Source organism: Rhodococcus sp. NPDC003382, assembly GCF_053589135.1.
The window spans coordinates 49,415-70,969 of record NZ_JBSFRH010000008.1 but is presented as its reverse complement, the minus strand read 5'-3'; the positions used below and the strand labels follow the sequence as shown (position 1 = coordinate 70,969).

Genomic DNA, 21,555 nt, shown 5'->3' with positions numbered 1-21,555 from the left:
CTTCCCTCTCGTGATCGACCTCAAGTTCCTCCGCGAGAATCCCGATGCCGTCCGTGCCTCGCAGCGCACCCGAGGTGAGGACCCCGGTCTCGTCGACGCCCTGCTCGAGGCCGACGAGACCCGCCGCGCCGCGGTGCTCGCCGGCGACAACATCCGCGCCGAGCAGAAGGCGCTGGGCAAGAAGGTCGGTCAGGCGTCCCCCGAGGAACGCCCCGCCCTGCTCGCCGGAGCGAAGGAACTCGCCGCGAAGGTCAAGGAACTCGAGGCCGAGCAGCACGCCGCGCAGGAAGCCCTCGACCGCGCGCACCTGGCGATCTCCAACGTCGTGCAGGAGGGTGCCCCGGCCGGCGGTGAGGACGACTTCGTCACCCTCGAGACGGTCGGGGAACTGCCCACCTTCGACTTCGAGCCGAAGGACCATCTGACGCTCGGCGAGTCGCTGGGCCTGATCGACATGGAACGCGGCGCGAAGGTGTCCGGTGCGCGCTTCTACTTCCTCACCGGCTACGGCGCGCTGCTGCAGCTCGGGATGCTGCAGCTCGCCGCGCAGAAGGCCACCGCCAACGGCTTCACGATGATGATCCCGCCGGTGCTCGTGCGTCCCGAGATCATGCAGGGAACCGGGTTCCTCGGTCAGCACGCCGACGAGGTGTACCACCTCGAAGAGGACGACCTGTACCTCGTCGGCACCTCCGAGGTGCCTCTCGCCGGCTACCACTCGGGCGAGATCCTCGACCTGTCCGCGGGCCCGAAGCGGTACGCCGGCTGGTCGTCGTGCTTCCGCCGCGAAGCGGGCAGCTACGGCAAGGACACCCGCGGCATCATCCGCGTCCACCAGTTCGACAAGGTGGAGATGTTCGTCTACTGCAAGCCCGAGGACGCCACCGACGAGCACCAGCGTCTGCTGGCGTGGGAACGCGAGATGCTCGCCGCGATCGACGTGCCCTACCGGGTCATCGACGTCGCCGGCGGCGATCTCGGTTCGTCCGCCGCCCGCAAGTTCGACTGCGAGGCGTGGGTGCCGACGCAGGAGCGCTACCGCGAACTGTCGTCGACGTCGAACTGCACGACCTTCCAGGCCCGCCGCCTCGGTGTCCGGTACCGGGACGAGAACGGCAAGCCGCAGATCGCCGCGACCCTCAACGGCACCCTGGCCACCACGCGCTGGCTCGTCGCGATCCTCGAGAACCACCAGCAGGCCGACGGCTCCGTGAAGGTGCCCGCCGCGCTCGTTCCGTTCGTCGGGCGTGAGGTGCTCGAGCCGATCGGCTGAGGTCGCGCCGCCTTCGGCGAGCGAATGTGCCGGCCGCCTTCGGCGAGCGAATGTATCCCTCGTCTCCTTCAATCGACTGGGTGTACCACTCGCTCGGTCGGAAGGGGGTGCCCCGCCGGGCGTCCCCTCACGCAGGTGCGGTCCGGCTCAGCCCAGGATCATGCAGGTGGTCGAACCGCTCGCCACGAGCCTGCCCTGCTCGTCGCGGGCCTCGCCGCGTGACGTCGCGGTCCGGCGTCCCGAATGCTCGCAGAAGCCCTGCACCCGGATGATGTGTCCGGGCTGCACCGCCCGCAGGTAGCGCACCTGCAGGTCGAGGGTGGTGTAGCCGACGCCCGGGGCGAGGGTGCTCGCCACGGAGAAGCCCATCGCGGTGTCGAACAGTGTCGCGACGACCCCACCGTGCACGCTGCCCACGGCGTTGCAGTGGAACTCCTGCACCTCCAGCGTCACCTCGGCGAATCCCTCCCGCGCATCCGTGACCGTGAAGCCGAGCGTGCGCGAGGTCGGGTGGTGCGGGATGCTGCCGTCGATGAGGCCGCGCAGGAAGTCGAGGCCGTGCATGTCACGGTTGGCAGCCGAGGTGGGGGCGGGGTCGTCCCACGTGTAGGTACGTTTGCGATCGGTCACAACGTCGACCGTAAATCACTGGATGAGGCGGCGCCGAGGTGGGACGATGCTGTGCATGTCCCGTCGATGTTGACTTGCACCGACCACATCGCTGACCGTCCGCGCCGTCGCGTACTCCGCGACGCGCGAACTGGTGCCGCTCTACGGCGTGTACGGCCTGCTGTTCGAGGACAACGGCCTGTCGACGGCACAGATCTCCTCGCTGTTCGCGGTGTGGTCGATCGCGGCGTTCGTGACCGAGGTGCCGTCCGGGGCGTGGGCCGACATCGTGCCGCGCCGGACCCTGCTGTTCGGTAGCGCCGTCCTTCTCACCGCGTCGTTCGCCCTGTGGATGCTGGTGCCGAGCTACTGGGGCTTCGCGGCCGGCTTCGCGTTGTGGGGGCTGGCCGAGTCCATGAAGTCCGGCACATTCGAGGCGTTGCTGTACGAGGAACTGGCGGCACTCGGCGCGCGCGACCGGTACGCGACCGTCCAGGGGTACGTGAACTCCGCCGAGGTGACGAGCGTGTTCGTCGCGACCGCGTCGGCCGGTCCGCTCTACGCCCTCGGCGGCTATGCCCTGGTCGGGTGGGTGTCGATCGCGATCACCGTCGTCGACGGACTGCTGGTGTTCACGCTCCCGGCGGCACCCCGGACGGTCCGGGTCGACAGCACCGAACCTGCACCCGACGACGGTGACACTTTCGTCGCTCGCGACGGTGACACTTTCGTCGCTCGCGACGGTGACACTTTCGTCGCTAGCGACGGTGGCACCTTCGTCGCGCGCTACGTGGGGGTGCTGCGCGCCGGGACGCACGAGATCCGCACCGACGTGGTCGTCCGGCGGGCGGTGCTGCTCACGGCAGTGCTGATGTCGTTCCTGGCGCTCGAGGAGTACTTCGGCCTGCTCGCCCGTGACGGCGGTGCGTCGACCGCGCAGGCGCCGCTGCTGGTGTCGATCACGGTCGTCGGGCAGATCGTCGGTGCCGCGGTCGCCGGACGGACCGCCGTCATGACCGGGCGGACCATGGCCGTCGTGCTGTGCGCGGCCGCGGCGCTGCTCGCGGTCGGGGCGGTCGCCGGGGGAGTCGCGGGATTCGTCGCGATCGGCATCGGATACGGCACCCTGCACAACGCGGGGATCGTCGCCGAGGTGCGGATGCAGGACGCGATGTCCGGATCGGCCCGCGCGACCGTCACGTCGGTGGCCGGTCTGACCAGCGAGGTCGCGTCGCTCGCCCTGTTCGCGGGCTTCGCGGTGGGGTCCGCGTGGCTGTCGCTGTCGATCCTCGTCGCCGCGGTCGCGGTGCCGGTGCTGCTGACCGCGGTCGCGGCACCGCGCATGCTGCCCCGCCGCCCCCGCCCCACCGGGTGACGGGGCAGGGGCGGGACAGGATCAGAGCTTGGTGCAGCGCAGCTCGTGGCCCTTGGACGTCTTGCAGCGGCCCGTCTCGAGGTCCCACTGCCAGCCGTGCAGGTTGCAGGTCAGAGTGGTGCCGTCGACGACACCGAACTTCGACAGGTCGGCCTTCAGGTGCGGGCAGCGACGCTGGACCTCGTAGCCCCCGATCTCGATCGACGCCGAATCGTCGTGCGCCTCGGCGAACCAGCCGTCCGCGTACGCGATGCGCTCGTCGGTCAGGCACTTGAAGAACGTGTAGAGGAACTCGTTGTAGCCGCCCACGCGCCACGCCGTGAACCGGGTGGACAGGAAGATGGTGTTGACCCAGTCCGGCTCGTCGTCGCGCAGCACGGTGCGCACGAGTTCCGGCGCGATGCGGAAGCCGTAGCGGTACTTGCCCTCGCCCTCGATCGGTTCGCGGACGACCCGCTTCGGGAAGTCGAGCACGACGGTCTCGTCACCCATCACGAGCCCGACCGGGTACCCGATGCCGTCGCAGATCAGATCGGACTGCGCCATGATCGGCTCGAACTTCGCCTTGAGTGCCCCGAGCAGCGGCTCGCCCTCGGCCGGCGCCCACGTCGCCTTCTCGGCTTCGATGATCGGCGCGAACCGCTGCGCCATCTCCTCGATGTAGGCGGCCTTGTCGGTGAAGATCCGATCGACCTGCTCGTCCGGGATCGGATGCGTGAGGGTCATCCGATCGCTGCCGGTCAGATCCACGACCGAACCCGGAATCATCAGCAGGCCGCCGTCGCGGCCGTGGATCCGCAGCTGCTCGAGGAACACCTGCTGGTCCGGGAAGATGTTGCCGACGTCGCCGTGGTCGTCGTTGAGGTCGCGCAGCTCTGGATCGAGGAACACCGGCGGGCCCGCGGACGGCACGATCCACGTCGCCCCGACCTGCTCGATGTAGGAGCGGCAGCGGTCCATGCCGCGCTGGCGCTTCTGCTTGCCGAAGTTGCGCTTCGTGCCGGCCGGGATGTCGTAGACCATCGGGTACCAGATGGCACCGGAGTACTGCAGCAGGTGGATGTCGATGTGCCCGAACGCCTCGAGCATCGGATCCATGTCGATCGGCCGCGCGTCGTTCATGTTGAAGACGGTCGTCGTGCCGTCGGACACCACGAGACCGGAGTCGCCGATCGGGCCGTCGGCGGGCGCGCGCAGCGCGATGATCATGACGTCGAGCGAACCCTTGGGTCCCGTCACGGTGTGCTTGACGGAGTCGGTGGTCTCGAAGAACTTCGTGAAACCGAGGGCCTCGAGCTCACGCTTCAGGTCCGGGACCGGGTAGTCCGGCAGCAGCACGGTCGCGTCCTTGTTGACGTGCTTGCTCAGCGTTCCCGGGTCGAAGTGGTCCTTGTGCAGGTGCGAAACGTACAGGTAGTCGACGTCGCCGAGGGTGTCCCAGTCGAGCTGCGTGTTGTCCGGGAAGGGCACCCACGATGCGAAGTACGCGGGGTTGACCCACGGGTCGCACAGGATCGATCCCGCCTCGGTCTGGATGTGGAACCCGGCGTGTCCGACGCTGGTGATCTGCACTACGTTGCCCTCCTGAACTGGCGACCGGCGTGCCTACCAGGGTAGGCGGCGCCGTTCGGCTCACTTCGGCCAGGCAGTTCGGCACTGTCCCGAGCGGGGTCGATTCGGGTGTCGTGGTCGGTGCAGATCCGGCGGTTCCGGCTACTCTGGCCGTCGTGGAACCCTTCTACCGGACCATCATCGGCGTGGCGCGCACGCTCTTCGCTGCGCAGGGCCTGAAGTTCACCATCACCGGGGAGGAACACATCCCGGCGACCGGCGGCGCGGTCATCGCGATGAACCACACCGGATACATGGACTTCACCTACGCGGGCATCCCGGCGCGCGCCACCAAGCGGTATATCCGCTTCATGGCGAAGAAGGAGGTCTTCGACAACAAGATCTCCGGCCCGATGATGCGCGCGATGAAGCACATCCCCGTCGACCGCGGCGACGCCGGTGAGTCCTACCGCCGCGCGGTTGAGGCGCTCCGCTCCGGGGAACTCGTCGGCGTGTTCCCCGAGGAGACGATCAGCCGCAGCTTCGAGCTGAAGGACTTCCGGTCCGGTGCCGCGCGCATGGCACTCGAGGCGGGTGTGCCGATCGTGCCGATGATCATCTGGGGCTCGCAGCGCGTGTGGACGAAGGGGCATCCCAAGCGTCTGGGCCGCACCAACACGCCGATCGTCATCAAGGTCGGCGCCCCCGTCGTCCCGCACGAGCCGGCCTCGGAGACCACCGCGGAACTGCACGCGGTGATGGAGAAGATGCTGCACGAGGTGCAGCAGGGCTACGAGCACGAGCCGGGTGCCTACTGGGTGCCGCGCCGGCTCGGCGGATCGGCGCCCGGTCGCGAGGAGGCCGACGCCGAGGACGCCCGCGTCGCCGCGGAACGTCGCGCCCGCAAGGAACGCGAACGCGCCGAACGGGAAGGCCGCGCGGCCGGACCGGGCACCGACTCCGGGACTCCGGGACAGTGACTTGGTGAGTTCTCCCGTTCCGAGCCTCGTCGCCACCGATGTCGACGGCACCCTGATCGACGACGCGAACCGCGTGTCGGAGCGGACCCGTGCCGCCGTGCACGCGGTCGTGGAGTCGGGGACGCCGTTCGTGCTGGCCACGGGCCGGCCGCCGCGGTGGATTCCTCCGGTCGTCGAGGAACTCGGATACGCCCCGCTGTCGGTGTGCGCGAACGGCGCGGTGATCTACGACAGTGCGACCGACCGCGTTCTCCACACGACGCTGCTGTCCGCCGAGGAGCTGGCGTGGATCGCGGACGTCGCCCGCCTCGCGTTGCCGGGCGCCGGGCTGGCCGCCGAGCGGGTCGCGGCGAGCGCTCACGACGCGGCGAGCCCCCAGTTCGTCAGTGCCCCGGGTTACGAACATGCGTGGTTGAACCCGGACAACACCGAGCTCGCCGAGCACGAGGTGATCGCCGAACCCGCCATCAAGCTGCTCATCCGGATGGCGACGGCGACGAGCCGGGAGATGGCCGACGCGCTCGTGCCCGCGCTCGCGGGCCTGGTGGACGTGACCTATTCGACGGACAACGGCCTGATCGAGATCTCGGCGTCGGGCGTGACGAAGGCGTCGGGTCTCCGGGCGGCGGCCGAGCTGCTCGGGGTGCCCGAGGACGGCATCGTGGCGTTCGGGGACATGCCCAACGACATTCCGATGCTGACGATGGCCCGGTACGGGGTGGCGGTCGAGAACGCCCATCCCGACGCGAAGGCCGCCGCAGACGAAGTGACCGCCACCAACGCCGAGGACGGGGTTGCCCGTGTCCTCGAGCGCTGGTGGCGGCCGTGAACTTCTTCGCTCAGGGAGCGGGAGCCGGTGCCGGTTCGGGCGCCGGAGCCGCCTCCGGGGCGGGCGCCGGGGCCGCTTCCGGGGCGGGCGCCGCATTCGCGGACGCTGCCTCGACCGGGGGAGCGGTCCGCAGCGACTCCTCGTAGGCGTCGTTGTAGGCGCGCAGCACCTTCGTGACCGCGCCGGTGATCTCGTTGAAGATCAGCGACCCGTTCTCGAAGTCCGAGCGCCAGCCGTCCGGTACCCGGTATTCGTCGCTGATCGGCAGGCCGAGTTCGCCCTCGTCGAGCCCGTACTGCTTCCACGCGTTGTAGATCTCGCCGAGCACCGTCCACACCCCGCCGTTCGGTGAGGTGTAGATCGCACCGTTGACGAACTCCGCGTGCTCGAATCCGCCCTTCGCCAGCAGGACACCCGTGAGCGCGGCGCCCAGTCGGCCGAGTTCGCCGCCTTCGGCGATCCACTTCTGCGCGAGCGGGGAGTTGTCGGTCAGCCGCAGCAGCTCGGTGATCAGGCCCTGAGCGTTGTCCGCCGATCCGGTCGACGGGGCTCCGGCGGAGTTCGGCGGGATCGGGGTCGAGCTGTCACCTGCGAGCACGGCGGTGTCGGGCTCGGAAGTCGACGGCGACGACGGCTTCGACGGCACCGACAGTCCGGCTCCGGCCGCCGCGGCGGCGGCGATGTCGCGGATCTTGCTCATCTGGGCGTATCCGGCGTCGCCCGGGCAGCTGGTGCTGCCGACGTCGCGGTGCGCGAAGATGATCGGCAGATCGACCGCGGCTCCCTGCGGGTAGGGCGTGAACGACGTTCCCTCCGAGTACATGGTGGTGCGGCCCTTGGGATCCAGACCGGCCTTCTTCAGCCGCCACCCGAGGAACTTGCCCACCGCGTCCAGCGTCACCTGTGGAGGCGTCACGCTCGAGAAGTCGCCCATCATGGCGATACCCACGGTGTTCTCGTTGAACCCACCGGCGTGCGCGCCCTGGACCGGACGGTCGAGACCGCCGGCGCGGCCTTCGAAGATCTGCCCGTAGCGGTCGACGATCACGTTGTAGCCGACGTCGCACCAGCCGAGGGTCTGCGCGTGGTACGCGTAGATGGCCCGGACGATCTCGGCGGACTCGGCCTTCGAGTAGTCGTTGCTGCCGGCCGTGTGGTGGACGGTGGCACCGCCGAGAGAATCGTCGTAGGTGGGTTCGTCGCAGCGCAGCGACTCGTCGGCACCCCACTGGGCGCGGGTGATGACCTTCAGTCCGCTCCCCGCGATGGGCTCGGCGACGTCCGAGAGGTATGCATCGGCGGCGCCGCTGCCCGGGTTGATGAGCACCGCGGTGACATCGTCGGTGGGCGCGGCGGCAGGCTCCTGCGCGCGCAGCGGGCGCGACGACGACGCCGGGACGTACCCGAGCTCGGGGGCCGGATCCTGAGGTGCGGCCACGGGAACTTCGGCAGGCGCGGGAGCTTCGGCGGGTGCGGGGGCCTCGGCGCCCGCGAGCGTCGGTTCGGGTCCCGGACGCGGCGTGAGCAGCACCTGCACCGCGCGCGTGAGACCGACGTAGATCGGTTCGGTGCCGCCGCGGCTGTCGGCGACGTTGTCCCGCCGGGTCGACTCGATCGGCTCGGTGGCCGTCCACGGGCTCCAGCTGCCGTCCTCGTTCCGGGAGCGGATCAGGGCGTCGGTCGCTGCCACGTCGCGGGCGGCCAGCGCGACCATGCTGAACGGGCTGTCGCGGGTGATCTCCTTGACCGTGGCGCCGATGCGATCGACGAGCCCGGTCGCGTCGGGGTTCGGTGCGGGCGTGATGGCGGGCAGACCCTCGACGAGTTCCTTGATGCTCAGGTCCGGAAGGTTGAGTCCGGTCAGATCCTGGAGCGGAACGACGACGTCGGGCGCGTTCGCGAGGACGACCTCGGCGATCTGCGGTGCGATCGCGGCGATCGCATCCGTGGTCTCGTTCGCGGTGCGGACGTCGGACGTTCCGTTCGTCAGGCCGGACACGGCGAACGGCGTGGCCACCGCAAGGGCTGCGACGGCACCCAGGACGATCGACGGCTTCGGGCGGCGATGCGGCACTGTTGCTCTCCCCTTGTGTGTTCTGCGTTCGTGTTCGGCGTTCCTGTGTCGGTTGTTCCGGGCGGGTCTCAACGGACCGAATACTCCGTTACAAGCCCGACTCCCTGAGGCATTTCGGTCTCATTTTGTGCAACTTGTGATTCTCATGTGACTGGTGTGTCTGTTGTTGCCTTGTTCAGTCACTCTTGCAACACTAGTCGCATTAAACCTTAAGCCTCAACCTGAGCTTGAGGATTTGTTCGAGTCCGATCGTGCGAACTGTCCGTTCGCGCGGCACCCCGGAGTGAGACAACGAGGGAGCGCAGCGCATGTCACGACAGCCGAACCGCCGCAGGGGACGAACCCGCAGAAGTCGCATCATCGTCGGCCGGCCGCTGCGCAGCGGCTGGAAGCCCGCGGTCGCGCGTGCCGCCACGCTCGGTCTCGCGCCCGCACTCCTGATCGGCGCCACCATCGGCGGCATCGTGCACGTGCGGTCCGGCGCACCCACGGTCGAGCAGGCCGTCTCCGCCGACACCCCGTTCACGTTCACCGGTTACGGCCACGGCCACGGCCGCGGCATGGGCCAGTGGGGTGCCTACGGATACGCGCAGGACGGGTGGACCGCGGAACGGATCGTCGGGCACTACTACGGCGGCACCACGCTCGGCACCGTCGACGTCACGCCCATCGCCGTGCGACTCGTCGGCCAGGACGACGTTCCCCTCGCGGTGTTCTCCGACGCCGGGCTCGTCGTCGCAGGTCAGCAGGTCGGACCCGGTGATGCCGCGCACCTGACGCCGACCGCGGACGGCGGCGCCGACGTCGTCGTCACCGCCGGCTGCTCCGGTGAGGTGCGGTGGCAGGGCCGCGCCGATCTGCCCTGGGTCGACCCCGTCGACCTCGGTGAGGACCGGCCCGCGAACGAACACCTCAAGCTGTGCGCCGACGGCACTTCCTACCGCGGCGCCATCGGGGTGGTGCTCGACGGCAACGCCGCCCGCACCGTCAACCGCCTCTCCGTCGAGGACTACCTGCGCGCGGTCGTGCCCGTCGAGTCGCTGCCCGGCTGGGCCGACACCGGCGGCGCCGAGGCGCTGCGCGCCCAGGCCATCGCGGCCCGCTCCTACGCCCTCGCCGAGCAGCGCCACGAGAAGTGGCAGACCTGCGACACGCAGAGCTGCCAGGTCTACGGCGGATCGGCGAAGGAGGATCCGCGCACCGACGATGCCGTGCGCACCACCCGCGGCATGGTGCTGATGCGGGACGGCAAGGTCGTGCGCACCGAGTTCTCGGCGTCGACCGGCGGCTACAGCGCGGGTGGCGACTTCCCGTCCGTCGAGGACCTCGGCGACAAGGTGGCACCGAACCAGCAGTGGGCCAAGACCCTCACCGCCGGCGAGATCGGCAACGCGTTCGGCGTCGGGGAACTGCAGAACTTCGAGGTGCTGACCCGCAACAACCTCGGTGCCGACGGTGGTCGCGTCACCCGGGTCCGGGTCGTCGGCTCCGACCGCAGCATCGAGACCACGGGCGCCGAGGCCCGCGCCAAGCTGGGGCTGCGGTCCGACTGGTTCACCGTCAACGAGGGCGCGGAATCGACCGTCCCGCCGAGCACCCCGGCCCCCGAGACGGGCCCGGAGGTCGCCATCACGCCGTTCGGCACCGATCAGAGCCCGGCGATCCAGGAGAAGTACAACGAGCTGGGCGGGGTCTCGGGCGAACTCGGTTCTCCCGTCGGACCCGAGCTGATGCTGCCCGACGAGCGCGGCAAGTTCCAGGTCTTCACCAACGGGGTCATCCTGTGGACACCGGAGTTCGGGGCCCAGGTGTTCGACGCCTCCATCCTGCGGCAGTGGCTGCCGGGAACCGGTAGCGCCGAATAACACAGCCACCCATCACGGGGACGAGGCGGCCGCCGACGGGTTCCACCCGCCGGCGGCCGTTTTCGTCGTCCGGTTCTCGCTGTTGACATTGACGCAACGTCAAGATGCACGCTGGATGTCACGAGGAAGGGAACGCCGTGACACAGCGTGAACAGACGACACAGCGTGAATGGTCCATTCAGGAACTGGCCCGCGCGGCCGGGGTCACCAGCCGAACCCTGCGGCACTACGGCGACGTGGGCGTGCTCCCGCCGAGCCGGACCGGGGCGAACGGCATGCGGTTCTACGACCGCGACGCGCTGGTGCAGCTGCAACGCATCCTGCTGCTGCGGGAACTCGGCCTCGGCCTGCCCGCGATCCGCGAGGTGATCGCCGGGCAGGCCGACACCACCGAGGCGTTGCGCACCCACCTCGAGCTGCTCGAACTCGAGCAGCGCCAACTGGGGCGCCGCATCGAGGCGGTGCGCACGACCATCCGCAAGACGGAGGCAGGTGAGGAACTGATGGCAGAGGAAATGTTCGACGGTTTCGACCACACGCAGTACCGCGACGAAGTGATCGAACGGTGGGGCCGCCACGCCTACGACAGCAGCGACCGCTGGTGGCGGGAGATGACGGACGAGCAGCGTCGCGACTGGCAGGCGGTCGCGGCGAGGCTCGGCGCCGACTGGACGGCCGCCGCGCAGGCCGGTATCGACCCGGCCGGCGACCGCGGACGCGAGCTCGCGCGACGGCACGTCGAGTGGCTCGGATCGATTCCGGGGACGCCGGGCTACGGCAAGACCGAACCAGACCGCGACTACGTGCTGGGACTGGCCGACACGTACGTCGCCGACGACCGGTTCGCGGCGAACTACGGCGGCACCGCCGGAGCCGAATTCGTCCGTGCGGCGCTGCGTGCACTGCTCGCCTGACGTGCGTGTTTCCGGTAGCTGCGGCTACCGGAAACACGCACGAGGACAGCGGTCGCCTACCCTGGTCTTCCGTGACTGCTGCATCAGCGCCCCAGCCCTCCACCGGTGACCACGACCTGATCGTCGTCGGATCCGGATTTTTCGGACTGACGATCGCCGAGCGCGCCGCAACGCAGCTCGGGAAGCGAGTACTGGTCGTCGAGCGTCGCCACCACCTCGGTGGCAACGCCTATTCGGAGCCCGAACCCGAGACGGGTATCGAGGTCCACAAGTACGGCGCCCACCTGTTCCACACGTCGAACAAGCGGGTCTGGGACTACGTGAACCAGTTCACCGAGTTCACCAACTACCAGCACCGCGTCTTCGCGATGCACAAGGGCCAGGCCTACCAGTTCCCGATGGGCCTGGGTCTGGTCTCGCAGTTCTTCGGCCGCTACTTCACGCCCGACGAGGCCCGCGCCCTGATCAAGGAGCAGTCGGCCGAGATCGACTCGTCGCAGGCGAAGAATCTCGAGGAGAAGGCGATCTCCCTGATCGGCCGTCCCCTCTACGAGGCGTTCGTGCGGGACTACACCGCCAAGCAGTGGCAGACCGACCCGAAGGACCTGCCCGCCGGCAACATCACCCGCCTGCCGGTCCGGTACAACTTCGACAACCGCTACTTCAACGACACCTACGAGGGTCTGCCCGTCGAGGGCTACACCGCGTGGCTCGAGAACATGGCGAAGGACGAGCGGATCGAGGTCCGGCTGAACACCGACTGGTTCGAGGTGCGCGACGAGATCCGCGCCGCCAGCCCGGACGCCCCCGTCGTCTACACCGGTCCGCTGGACCGCTACTTCGACTACGCCGAGGGCAAACTCGGCTGGCGCACCCTCGATTTCGAGACCGAGGTGCTGCCCACCGGCGACTTCCAGGGCACGCCGGTCATGAACTACAACGACGCGGACGTCCCCTACACCCGCATCCACGAGTTCCGGCACTTCCACCCGGAGCGGGACACGTACCCGACCGACAAGACCGTGATCATGCGCGAGTACTCGCGGTTCGCCGGTGACGACGACGAACCGTACTACCCGATCAACACGCCGGAGGACCGCGCGAAGCTCACCGCCTACCGCGACCGCGCCAAGCAGGAGGCCGCGCAGAACAATGTGCTGTTCGGTGGCCGCCTGGGTACCTACCAGTACCTGGACATGCACATGGCGATCGCCAGCGCGCTGAGCATGTTCGACAACACCCTCGTCCCGTTCTTCGTATCCGGTGTGCCGGTCTCGGGGGACGCATCGTGAGCGTGGGGGAACTCGAGGAGAACGTGCAGGGGAACACCGTGAGCCCGGACAATTTGCTCGGCAAGTCGCTGCTGCAGCGCATCATCCTGCCGCGCCCCGGTGAGCCGCTCGACGTGCGCACCCTCTACCTGGAGGAATCGCCGACCAACGCGCGTCGCGCGCACGCCCGGAGCCGGACCACGCTGAACATCGGCGCGGAGTCCGAGGTCTCGCTGTGCACCTACTTCAACGCGTTTCCGGCGAGCTACTGGCGACGCTGGAGCACGCTCGGGTCCGTCGTGCTGCGCCTCGAACTGTCCGGGCACGGCCGGGTCGACGTCTACCGCAGCAAGGCCGACTCGAGCCGCATCCACGTGCAGGGCCGCGAGTTCACCGCTGCCGGTGACGCCGCGACGATCGTCGAACTCGAGACGGACCTCGGCCCGTTCGAGGACGGCGGCTGGATCTGGTTCGACATCACCACAGACACCGACGTCACGCTCGTCTCCGCCGGTTGGTACGCGCCGGTCGAGGCGCCCGGCAAGGCGTCGGTCGCCGTCGGCATCCCGACGTTCAACCGTCCCGCCGACTGCGTGAAGGCGCTGCGGGCGCTCGCGTCGGATCCGCTGGTCATGGACGTCGTCGACGCCGTGATCATCCCCGACCAGGGCACCCGCAAGGTCCGCGACGAGGACGACTTCGCCGAGGCCGCCGCGCCGTTCGGCGACCGGCTGGTCATCCACGACCAGGCCAATCTCGGTGGTTCCGGTGGCTACAGCCGCATCATGTACGAGGCGTTGAAGACCACCGATTCTCCTTACATCCTCTTCATGGACGACGACATCGAGATCGAACCGGACTCGGTGCTGCGCGCGCTGGCCCTGTCGCGGTTCGCGAAGTCCCCGATGCTCGTCGGCGGCCAGATGCTCAATCTGCAAGAGCGCAGTCACCTGCACACGATGGGCGAGGTCGTGAACCGGTCGATCTTCATGTGGTCGGCCGCCCCGAACGTCGAATACGACCACGACTTCGCGGCGAAGCCGCTGCGTGACCGCGAGAACTCGAAGCTGCTGCACCGCCGCATCGACGTCGACTTCAACGGCTGGTGGATGTGCATGATCCCGCGCGTCGTCGCGGAGGAGATCGGCCAGCCGCTGCCGCTGTTCATCAAGTGGGACGACGCCGAGTACGGGCTGCGGGCGCGCGCCGCCGGCTACCCGACGGTGACGATGCCCGGTGCCGCGATCTGGCACATGGCCTGGTCCGACAAGGACGACGCGATCGACTGGCAGGCGTACTTCCACCTGCGCAACCGGCTCGTCGTGGCGGCGCTGCACATGCCCGGCGACGGCCGCGGCCTGGTGCTCGACACGGTCAAGGCGACGATCAAGCACCTCGTGTGCCTCGAATACTCGACCGTCGCGATCCAGAACAAGGCCATCGAGGACTTCCTCGCCGGACCGGACAGGCTCTTCGAGCTGCTCCCGACCGCCCTCGGCCAGGTGCACGCGCTGCGGAAGAACTTCTCCGACGCGCGGGTGCTGCCGTCGTCGACGGAGCTGCCGTTGCCGTCGGGTGCCGGGGTGGGTGCGGTCGGGCAGCCGCGCGGACCGATCGGGAAGCTGTCGCGGCTCGCGAAGGGCGTCGTGCACAACCTGCGTCCGGCCGCCGAGACGCATCACGAGCAGCCCCAGATGAACGTTCCGACGATCGATGCCCGCTGGTTCCTGCTGTCGCAGGTCGACGGTGTGACCGTCACCACCGCGGATGGGCGCGGCGTCGTCTACCGTAAGCGCGACCGAGCGCAGGCCGGAGCACTGTTGTCCGAGGCGCTGCGACTGCGGCGCGAACTGGCACGACGGTTCCCGGAGCTGAAGAAGCAGTACCAGGATGCGGTTCCTGCCCTGACGAGCAAGGAGGAGTGGGAGCGTGTCTTCGCTGTCGAGCAGTGATCGAGCTGCCGGGAAGACCGAAGCCTGGACGACCACCGAGTCGGAGATCCGGATCCTGCAGGCCGTGCAGGCCACGGTCGGTTCCCGGCCGCAGGCGATCGCGATCGCCCGCAGCATGTCGCACTTCGGTGAGCACGCCCTCGGCTGGGCCGCGATCGGTGGTGTCGGAGCCCTCGTCGACCGTCGTCGTCGCCGGCAGTGGGCGGGTGTCGCGGTCGGAGCGGTCGGTGCGCACGCGGCGTCGATCGTGGTCAAGCGCATCGTGCGCCGGCCGCGGCCCGACGATCCGACGGTCGCGGTGAACGTGTCGACGCCGAGCCGATTGAGCTTCCCGTCGTCGCACGCCACCTCGACAACCGCGGCCGCGGTCCTGCTCGGCCGCCTGACCGGGCTACCCTTGCCCGCGGTACTCGTCCCGCCGATGTTGCTGTCGCGACTCGTCCTCGGTGTGCACTACCCGACGGACGTCCTGGCCGGCGCCGCCCTCGGCGCAGTTTCGGCCGCCGCGGTCGTGCGGGCAGAAAAGAAGTTTGGAGAACGATGAGCGAGGAACCGGCCACCGTCACCCGGCCGCCCCAGAACCTGCCTGCGGGCATCGTCAAGGCCGTCCGGCCGCGCCAGTGGGTCAAGAACGTACTGGTGCTCGCCGCGCCGCTCGCCGCGGGTTCGGCCACCGAACTCGACGTCCTCGGGCCCGTCGCGCTGGCGTTCGTCGTGTTCTGCATGGCGGCCTCGGGTATCTACCTGGTCAACGACGCGATGGACGTCGAGGCCGACCGGGCGCACCCGACCAAGCGGTTCCGGCCGATCGCGGCGGGTGTCGTCCCGGTCAACCTGGCGTTCGGGCTGGCCACGGTGTTGCTGGTCGGGTCGATCGCGCTCTCGTTCCTGGCGAACTGGCAGCTCGCGGTCGTGATGGCCGTGTACATCGGCATCCAGCTCGCGTACTGCTTCGGGCTCAAGCACCAGGCCGTGCTCGACATCTGCATCGTCTCGTCCGGCTTCCTGATCCGCGCGATCGCCGGTGGTGTCGCGGCGGGGATCCCGCTGTCGCAGTGGTTCCTGCTGATCATGGCGTTCGGGTCGCTGTTCATGGCGGCCGGTAAGCGGTACGCAGAGCTGCGGCTGGCCAACAAGACCGGCGCGAAGATCCGCAAGTCGCTCGAGTACTACACCGAGACCTACCTGCGGTTCGTGTGGACGCTGTCGGCGACCGCGGTCGTCATCTGCTACGGCCTGTGGGCGTTCGAGCGCGACATGGTGGCCGAGTCGAACTGGTTCGCCATCTCGATGATCCCGTTCGTGATCGCGATCCTGCGGTACGCGGTCGACGTCGACGGCGGCGAGGCGGGGGAGCCGGAGGAAATCGCTCTCGGCGACCGGGTTCTGCAGTTGCTCGCGATCGTGTGGATCGTGGTGGTCGGTGGTGCTGTCTACCTCTTCTGACGTCGCTGCAGACGTCGAGTCGTCGGCGCGGCAGGGCGGACCGGCCCACCGCGTCCCCGGTACTCCCGGCTGGGCCCGCGGGATCTTCGCGGCGGGTGTCGTGGTCACCGGCCTGCTCATGTTCTGGGGCGCGTGGGAGCGCCGCTGGATCGCCGACGACGGCCTGATCGTGCTCCGCACGGTGCGGAACCTGCTGGCCGGCAACGGCCCGGTGTTCAACATCGGGGAGCGCGTGGAGGCCAACACGTCCACGTTGTGGACGTACCTGGTCTACGCGTTCGGGTGGTTCACCGGGGCGCGCCTCGAGTACGTGGTGCTCGGGCTGGCGCTGGTCCTGTCGACCGCGGCGGTGGTCGTCGCGATGTTCGGCACGGCCCGGCTCTACCGCTGGCGGCTGCGCGAGGCGAGAGGCACGCTGCTGCTGCTTCCCGCGGGCATGCTCGTCTACATCGCGGTTCCGCCCGCACGCGACTTCGCGACGTCCGGGCTCGAGAGCTGCCTGGTGATCTTCTGGATCGCGCTGCTGTGGTTGCTCATGGTGCGCTGGTCCACGACCGAGACGCCGGGGACCGCCGGGGTGCTCGGGACGGCGTTCGTCGCCGGCCTCGGACCGCTGGTGCGGCCCGAACTCGCGGTCCTCGCGGTCATCGCGCTGGCGATGCTGTTCCTCGCCGCCGACCAGACGTGGCGTGTGCGTGTCGCGATGGTCGCGGTCGCGGGTGCGGTGCCGGTGGGCTACCAGATCTGGCGCATGGGCTACTACGGCCTGCCCTACCCGAACACCGCCGTCTCGAAGGACGCGGGCGGCGCCAAGTGGGCGCAGGGTTTCGAATACCTGGGCAATCTCGTGAACCCCTATCTGCTGTGGTTCCCGCTGCTCCTGCTGCTGATCGTCGTGGTGGTGATGTTCTCGACGAGCCGCCGGGACGACGCGACCCTCGGCGAGCGCGTGCGCGGCCTGGCATCCGGCGACGCGCGCACCCTGCTCGCGCGGGGACAGCGGGCGCTGCGCACCCCGACCGCGGTGGTCGTGTTCGTGCTGGGCAGCGGCGTGCTGCTCGCGCTGTACTCGTTGCGCGTCGGCGGCGACTTCATGCACGGGCGGGTGCTGCTGCCGCCGTTGTTCTGTCTTCTGATCCCCGTCGCGGTCGTGCCGTTGCGTCTGCCCGAGAGCGGCGAGCCGCGCCGGGCGACGACGATCGCCGGTGCGGTCGGGGTGCTGTGGCTCGGCACGGTCGTGTGGTCGGCGTTCGCCGCCGGGACCACGGGCATGACCGAGGGGGCGGTGGTCGGCCGGTCCGGCATCGTCGACGAGCGCGCGTTCTACGCCATGAACACCGGTCACGCGCATCCGATCCGGGCCGAGGACTACCTCGACTACCCGCGGATGCGGGCGATGGTGGAGGCGATCGAGAACACGCCGAACGGTGGATTGCTGCTGCCGACACCGTCGTTCGACGCATGGGACGTGGTTCCGCCGCCGGAGCCGATCCCGCCGGGCGGCGCCGGGCACACTGTGTTCTTCCTCAATCTGGGGATGACCAGCATGAATACGCCGCTGGACGTGCGGGTGATCGATCAGATGGGGCTGGCCTACCCGCTGGCCGCGCACACCGAACGGCTCGAGGACGGCCGGATCGGGCACGACAAGGTGCTGTATCCGGACTGGGTGATCGCGGATACCGGGATGGTGAACGTGCACCCGTGGCTGCCCGGCTACCTCGACGAGGACTGGGTGGCGCAGGCCGGGGTGGCGCTCACGTGCCCGCAGACCCGGGAGGTGCTCGATTCGTCGCGGGCGGAGCTGACGTGGCCGCTGTTCAAGCGGAATCTGAGCCATGCGTTCGAGTACGCGAAGTATCGCTTCGACCGCGTCCCGAAGTACGAGATCCAGCGGTGTGGCCTGGAGCTTCCCCCGCCGCGCGGGTGAAACGACGGGTCACTTCTAGATCGTTCGCTTGGGTTCCGAGGCCGATCTCGATAGGATCACGCCAAATTACGAGTAGATAACGGTCGAGGGATGGGCGACCGGACCTCGCGGGCGACTTCCGTTGTGTGAGCAGGGGAGCGGAGGGTTTGTCACAGCTTCCGCAGTCATTTACAGTCTTGACCGCAGTGTGACTTGTGGCGCCGCTCCGCGGGCCGCCACCGCCGAAATCCGACGGGGAACGCGTAGGCGTACGCCGCAGATCGAGAAAGTGAGCATTGTTCATGCGTTTAGTCCCGAGGTTGTCGCAGCGCCTCCGCAAGCGTGTGGTCGGCACCGCCGCTGCTGCGCTCGTGCTGCCGGTCGCGGCCGGTGTCGCCGGAACCACCGCAGCCCTGGCCGCCCCCGCGCAGTCCGCCCCGATCGCGCACAGCGCGCCGGCCGGCGGCTTCGAGGAGGTCTTCGTCGACTCCGACATGGGCCCGATCAAGGTGCAGATCCAGTGGGCCGCCCGTGGTGGCGACGCCGCGCTGTACCTGCTCGACGGCCTGCGTGCCCGGGACGACGCGAACGCGTGGACGTTCGAGACGAACGCGCTCACCCAGTTCGCCAACGACAATGTCTCGCTCATCATGCCGGTCGGCGGTGAGTCGAGCTTCTACACCGACTGGTACGCCCCGAGCAACCTCAACGGGCAGGACGTCACCTACAAGTGGGAGACCTTCCTGACCGAGCAGCTGCCCGAGTACCTCGCCACGCGCGGTGTCTCGCCGAACAACAACGGCATCCTCGGCCTGTCGATGGGTGGCTCCGCCGCTCTGACGCTGGCCGCGTACCACCGCGACCAGTTCAAGTTCGCGTCGTCGCTGTCGGGTTACCTGAACCTGTCCGCTCCGGGCATGCGTGAGGCCATCCGCGTCGCGATGCTCGACGCCGGTCGCTACAACGTCGACTCGATGTGGGGCCCGCCGTGGAGCCCGGCCTGGCTGCGCAACGACCCGTTCGTCTTCGCGCCGAAGCTCGAGGGCCTGTCGCTGTACATCTCGGCGGCCAGCGGCCTGCCCGGCCAGCACGACAACCCGAAGGGCCTGACCGGCTTCTACAACACCGGCAACGCGATGGGCCTCGAGGCGCTGTCCCTCGTCCAGACCCGCGCCTTCCAGGTGAAGCTGGCCACGCTCGGCATCCCGGCCACGTTCGACTTCCCGGCCCGCGGTACCCACGCGTGGAAGTACTGGGAGGACGAGCTGTGGAAGGTCCGCCCGCAGATCCTGGACGCCCTGAACGCGCACTGACGCTTCAACCGCGCACGTAATCGGCGCACACTGCCGACACCATGCCGCCCGATCGCCCCGCAGGGGGTGATCCGGGCGGCATGCGTCGTTGTGAACAATTTTCTCACCAGTCACAGCGCGCCGTCACCGATCCTGGGACTTTCCCGTGTACAAACGATCTTCGGACGCAGTGGAAGCGACCTTCGTACACGAAGGGGTTGGACAGGCTCCCGCGAACCGGCCCCGGCAACGCAGGAAGTGAGCGATGCACATGCGAACAGTGATCGGTGGTCCCCGAGTGAAGCGACGCATCCTGGCCGCACTCGCCGCGACGCTGGTTGCGCCGATGGCGGCGGGACTGACCACCGCCGCGGTCGCATCCGCGGAACCTGCCCGGACCGAGCCCGCCACCACGCAGGCCCCGGCGTCGGGTGTGAACGTCCGGCGCGTCGACTGGCTCACCGATCGCCGCGTCGCCGTGTGGATCGAATCCCCGTCGATGGGCACCCCGATCCAGGTCCAGCTGCTTCTGGCCCGGGACTGGAACATCCGGCCCGACGCGCGCTTCCCCGTCGTGTACATGCTCGACGGGATGCGCGCCCGTGACGACGAGAACGGCTGGACCCTCGAGACGGACGCCGAGGCGTTCTTCGCGGACAAGAACGTCACCGCCGTGCTGCCCATCGGTGGCCAGTCCAGCTTCTACGCGGACTGGGTGGACCAGAACAACGGGCAGAACTACAAGTGGGAGACGTTCCTGACCAAGGAACTGCCGCAGGTCCTCGAACGCGACTGGCGGGCCACGAGCACCCGCGGTGTGGTCGGCCTGTCCATGGGCGGTACCGCCGCGATGTTCCTGCCCGCCCGCAATCCCGGCTTCTTCCAGTTCGCGGCGTCGCTGTCGGGCATCCTCACCACCACGACCCTCGGCATGCCCGAGGCCATCAAGTACGCCATGCAGGACGCGGGCGGCTTCGACGTCGATGCCATGTGGGGTCCGGCCGGTAGCGAGAACTGGGAATCGCACGATCCGTATCTGCTCGCCGACAAGCTGCGCGGCGTGAGCCTGTACGTCTCCAGTGGCAGCGGCAGCACCGGGCCGTACGACCAGCCCTCGGGCGTGCCCGGCGTCAGCACCAACTACGCGGGCATGGGCCTCGAGATCCTGTCGCGGCTGACCTCGCAGGCGTTCGCCACCAAGCTCAACAAGATCGGAATCCCCGCGCAGGTCGTGTACCGCCCGTCCGGCACCCACTCGTGGCCGTACTGGGAGTTCGAGCTGCACCAGCTGTGGCCGCAGCTCGCGAACACGCTCGGGGTGCCGGTGGACAAGCCGTCGTGCTCGGCGGCCGGGTCGATCGGCGACACCGCCGCGGCCAACCCGTGGCTCGGCGACTGCCTCACCGCCGAGTACCCGGTGGCCGGCGGACGGGTCCAGGACTTCCGGTTCGGCCGGGTTTTCGCATCCGACGCGGGCACCTTCCCGGTCGCCGGTGCCATCGGCGGCGCCTACCAGGGCAGTGGCGGTCCGGCAGGCCCGCTCGGCTTCCCGAAGACCGGGGAGAACGGCACCCCCGACGGGCGCGGCCGGTTCAACCACTTCCAGCACGGTTCGATCTACTGGACGCCGCAGACCGGCGCCCACGCGATCCGCGGTGTGCTCCTCGACGAATGGGCGCGACAGGGCTGGGAGGGCGGCCCGCTCGGCTACCCCGTGTTCGACGAGATCGTGACGCCGAACAAGCCGGGTCTGGTCCAGGGCTTCGAGATCGGCTCGCTGTACTGGAGCGAACCCACCGGCGCCCACGCCGTGCAGGGCCTGATCATGGGCAAGTACGCCGAGATGGGGTACGAGAACAGCTGGCTCGGGTTCCCGAAGACCAGCGAGATCCCCGTCAAGGACGGTGGCCGCTTCAACGCGTTCGAGGGCGGCAACATCTACTGGAGCCCGCTGAGCGGCGCCTGGCCGGTGCGCAACGGCCCGATCTTCGACGCCTGGAGGGACGCCGGCTACGAGAACGGCCGACTGGGCTTCCCGATCAGCGACGAGTTCCCGATCGAGGGCGGGGTCCGGCAGAACTTCCAGGGCGGGTTCGTCACCCGGGTCGGTGACGTCACCGCGGTGAGTCCCTAGGCCACGACCCTCCAGGACCGGTCTCGACCGCGCGGTCGGGGGCACCTATCGTCGGGCGGTGATCGGAGCGACGGCTTCGAT

The 21,555-nt window shown here is 69.0% G+C and carries 16 protein-coding genes; 13 read left to right on the top strand and 3 right to left on the bottom strand.

Annotated features, from left to right (window positions below):
• Positions 1 to 10: 10 nt before the first annotated feature.
• Positions 11 to 1,273 carry a serine--tRNA ligase gene (serS, locus tag ACWDUD_RS08125; RefSeq protein WP_450108986.1) on the top strand — a complete coding sequence of 421 codons (1,263 nt, stop codon included), beginning with the start codon at positions 11 to 13 and terminating at the stop codon, positions 1,271 to 1,273.
• Positions 1,274 to 1,420: 147 nt separating this feature from the next.
• On the opposite strand, the gene ACWDUD_RS08120 is transcribed toward serS, so the two are convergent.
• Positions 1,421 to 1,837, bottom strand: coding sequence for a PaaI family thioesterase (locus ACWDUD_RS08120; RefSeq protein ID WP_450109067.1), 417 nt, complete (start codon positions 1,835 to 1,837; stop codon positions 1,421 to 1,423).
• 199 nt (positions 1,838 to 2,036) lie between these two features.
• Between ACWDUD_RS08120 and ACWDUD_RS08115 the strand changes: the two genes are divergently transcribed.
• Entirely contained in the window at positions 2,037 to 3,257 is a 1,221-nt protein-coding gene (locus tag ACWDUD_RS08115; RefSeq protein WP_450108985.1) for an MFS transporter, read from the top strand.
• 21 nt (positions 3,258 to 3,278) lie between these two features.
• On the opposite strand, the gene ACWDUD_RS08110 is transcribed toward ACWDUD_RS08115, so the two are convergent.
• Positions 3,279 to 4,829: a Rieske 2Fe-2S domain-containing protein gene (locus tag ACWDUD_RS08110; RefSeq protein ID WP_450108984.1), complete on the bottom strand. Its 1,551-nt coding sequence runs from the start codon at positions 4,827 to 4,829 to the stop codon at positions 3,279 to 3,281.
• 155 nt (positions 4,830 to 4,984) lie between these two features.
• Between ACWDUD_RS08110 and ACWDUD_RS08105 the strand changes: the two genes are divergently transcribed.
• A complete protein-coding gene (locus ACWDUD_RS08105) occupies positions 4,985 to 5,788 on the top strand; it encodes a lysophospholipid acyltransferase family protein (protein ID WP_197250642.1) in 804 nt (267 codons plus the stop codon).
• A 4-nt stretch (positions 5,789 to 5,792) separates the two neighbouring features.
• Positions 5,793 to 6,617, top strand: coding sequence for an HAD family hydrolase (locus ACWDUD_RS08100; protein ID WP_248673828.1), 825 nt, complete (start codon positions 5,793 to 5,795; stop codon positions 6,615 to 6,617).
• 10 nt (positions 6,618 to 6,627) lie between these two features.
• Here ACWDUD_RS08100 and ACWDUD_RS08095 read toward each other — a convergent pair whose 3' ends face one another.
• Positions 6,628 to 8,691, bottom strand: coding sequence for an N-acetylmuramoyl-L-alanine amidase (locus ACWDUD_RS08095; protein WP_450108983.1), 2,064 nt, complete (start codon positions 8,689 to 8,691; stop codon positions 6,628 to 6,630).
• A gap of 308 nt (positions 8,692 to 8,999) precedes the next feature.
• On the opposite strand from ACWDUD_RS08095, the gene ACWDUD_RS08090 reads away from it, so the two are divergent.
• The 9 genes from ACWDUD_RS08090 to ACWDUD_RS08050 all read left to right on the top strand — a co-directional run bounded on the left by ACWDUD_RS08090 (position 9,000) and on the right by ACWDUD_RS08050 (position 21,474).
• Positions 9,000 to 10,556, top strand: coding sequence for a SpoIID/LytB domain-containing protein (locus ACWDUD_RS08090; protein WP_450108982.1), 1,557 nt, complete (start codon positions 9,000 to 9,002; stop codon positions 10,554 to 10,556).
• A gap of 137 nt (positions 10,557 to 10,693) precedes the next feature.
• On the top strand, positions 10,694 to 11,470 hold the full coding sequence (locus ACWDUD_RS08085; protein WP_450108981.1) for a MerR family transcriptional regulator: 777 nt from the start codon (positions 10,694 to 10,696) through the stop codon (positions 11,468 to 11,470).
• A 71-nt stretch (positions 11,471 to 11,541) separates the two neighbouring features.
• Positions 11,542 to 12,762, top strand: coding sequence for a UDP-galactopyranose mutase (gene glf, locus ACWDUD_RS08080; RefSeq protein WP_450108980.1), 1,221 nt, complete (start codon positions 11,542 to 11,544; stop codon positions 12,760 to 12,762).
• Between the two features lie 2 nt (positions 12,763 to 12,764).
• Positions 12,765 to 14,693 (top strand): glycosyltransferase, encoded by a 1,929-nt coding sequence (locus tag ACWDUD_RS08075; protein ID WP_450109066.1) that lies wholly within the window; start codon positions 12,765 to 12,767, stop codon positions 14,691 to 14,693.
• A gap of 46 nt (positions 14,694 to 14,739) precedes the next feature.
• Entirely contained in the window at positions 14,740 to 15,237 is a 498-nt protein-coding gene (locus tag ACWDUD_RS08070) for a phosphatase PAP2 family protein (protein ID WP_197252616.1), read from the top strand.
• Positions 15,234 to 16,139 (top strand): decaprenyl-phosphate phosphoribosyltransferase, encoded by a 906-nt coding sequence (locus tag ACWDUD_RS08065; protein WP_197252612.1) that lies wholly within the window; start codon positions 15,234 to 15,236, stop codon positions 16,137 to 16,139. The genes ACWDUD_RS08070 and ACWDUD_RS08065 overlap by 4 nt, the downstream gene beginning before the upstream one ends.
• A 118-nt stretch (positions 16,140 to 16,257) precedes the next feature.
• The gene (gene zomB / locus ACWDUD_RS08060) at positions 16,258 to 18,069 is read left to right on the top strand and encodes a flagellar motor control protein ZomB (protein ID WP_450109065.1); all 1,812 of its coding nucleotides are present in this window, start codon (positions 16,258 to 16,260) and stop codon (positions 18,067 to 18,069) included.
• Positions 18,070 to 18,350: 281 nt separating this feature from the next.
• Entirely contained in the window at positions 18,351 to 19,361 is a 1,011-nt protein-coding gene (locus ACWDUD_RS08055) for an alpha/beta hydrolase (protein WP_450108979.1), read from the top strand.
• Positions 19,362 to 19,611: 250 nt separating this feature from the next.
• A complete protein-coding gene (locus ACWDUD_RS08050; protein WP_450109064.1) occupies positions 19,612 to 21,474 on the top strand; it encodes an alpha/beta hydrolase-fold protein in 1,863 nt (620 codons plus the stop codon).
• The last annotated feature ends 81 nt before the right edge of the window (positions 21,475 to 21,555 follow it).

Coding starts and splice junctions, on each gene's coding strand:
- ACWDUD_RS08120 (WP_450109067.1), bottom strand. CDS start 1,837: ATGCACGGCCTCGACTTCCTGCGCGGCCTCATCGACGGCAGCATCCCG.
- ACWDUD_RS08090 (WP_450108982.1), top strand. CDS start 9,000: ATGTCACGACAGCCGAACCGCCGCAGGGGACGAACCCGCAGAAGTCGC.
- ACWDUD_RS08065 (WP_197252612.1), top strand. CDS start 15,234: ATGAGCGAGGAACCGGCCACCGTCACCCGGCCGCCCCAGAACCTGCCT.
- zomB (WP_450109065.1), top strand. CDS start 16,258: ATGTTCTGGGGCGCGTGGGAGCGCCGCTGGATCGCCGACGACGGCCTG.
- ACWDUD_RS08055 (WP_450108979.1), top strand. CDS start 18,351: ATGCGTTTAGTCCCGAGGTTGTCGCAGCGCCTCCGCAAGCGTGTGGTC.
- ACWDUD_RS08050 (WP_450109064.1), top strand. CDS start 19,612: ATGCGAACAGTGATCGGTGGTCCCCGAGTGAAGCGACGCATCCTGGCC.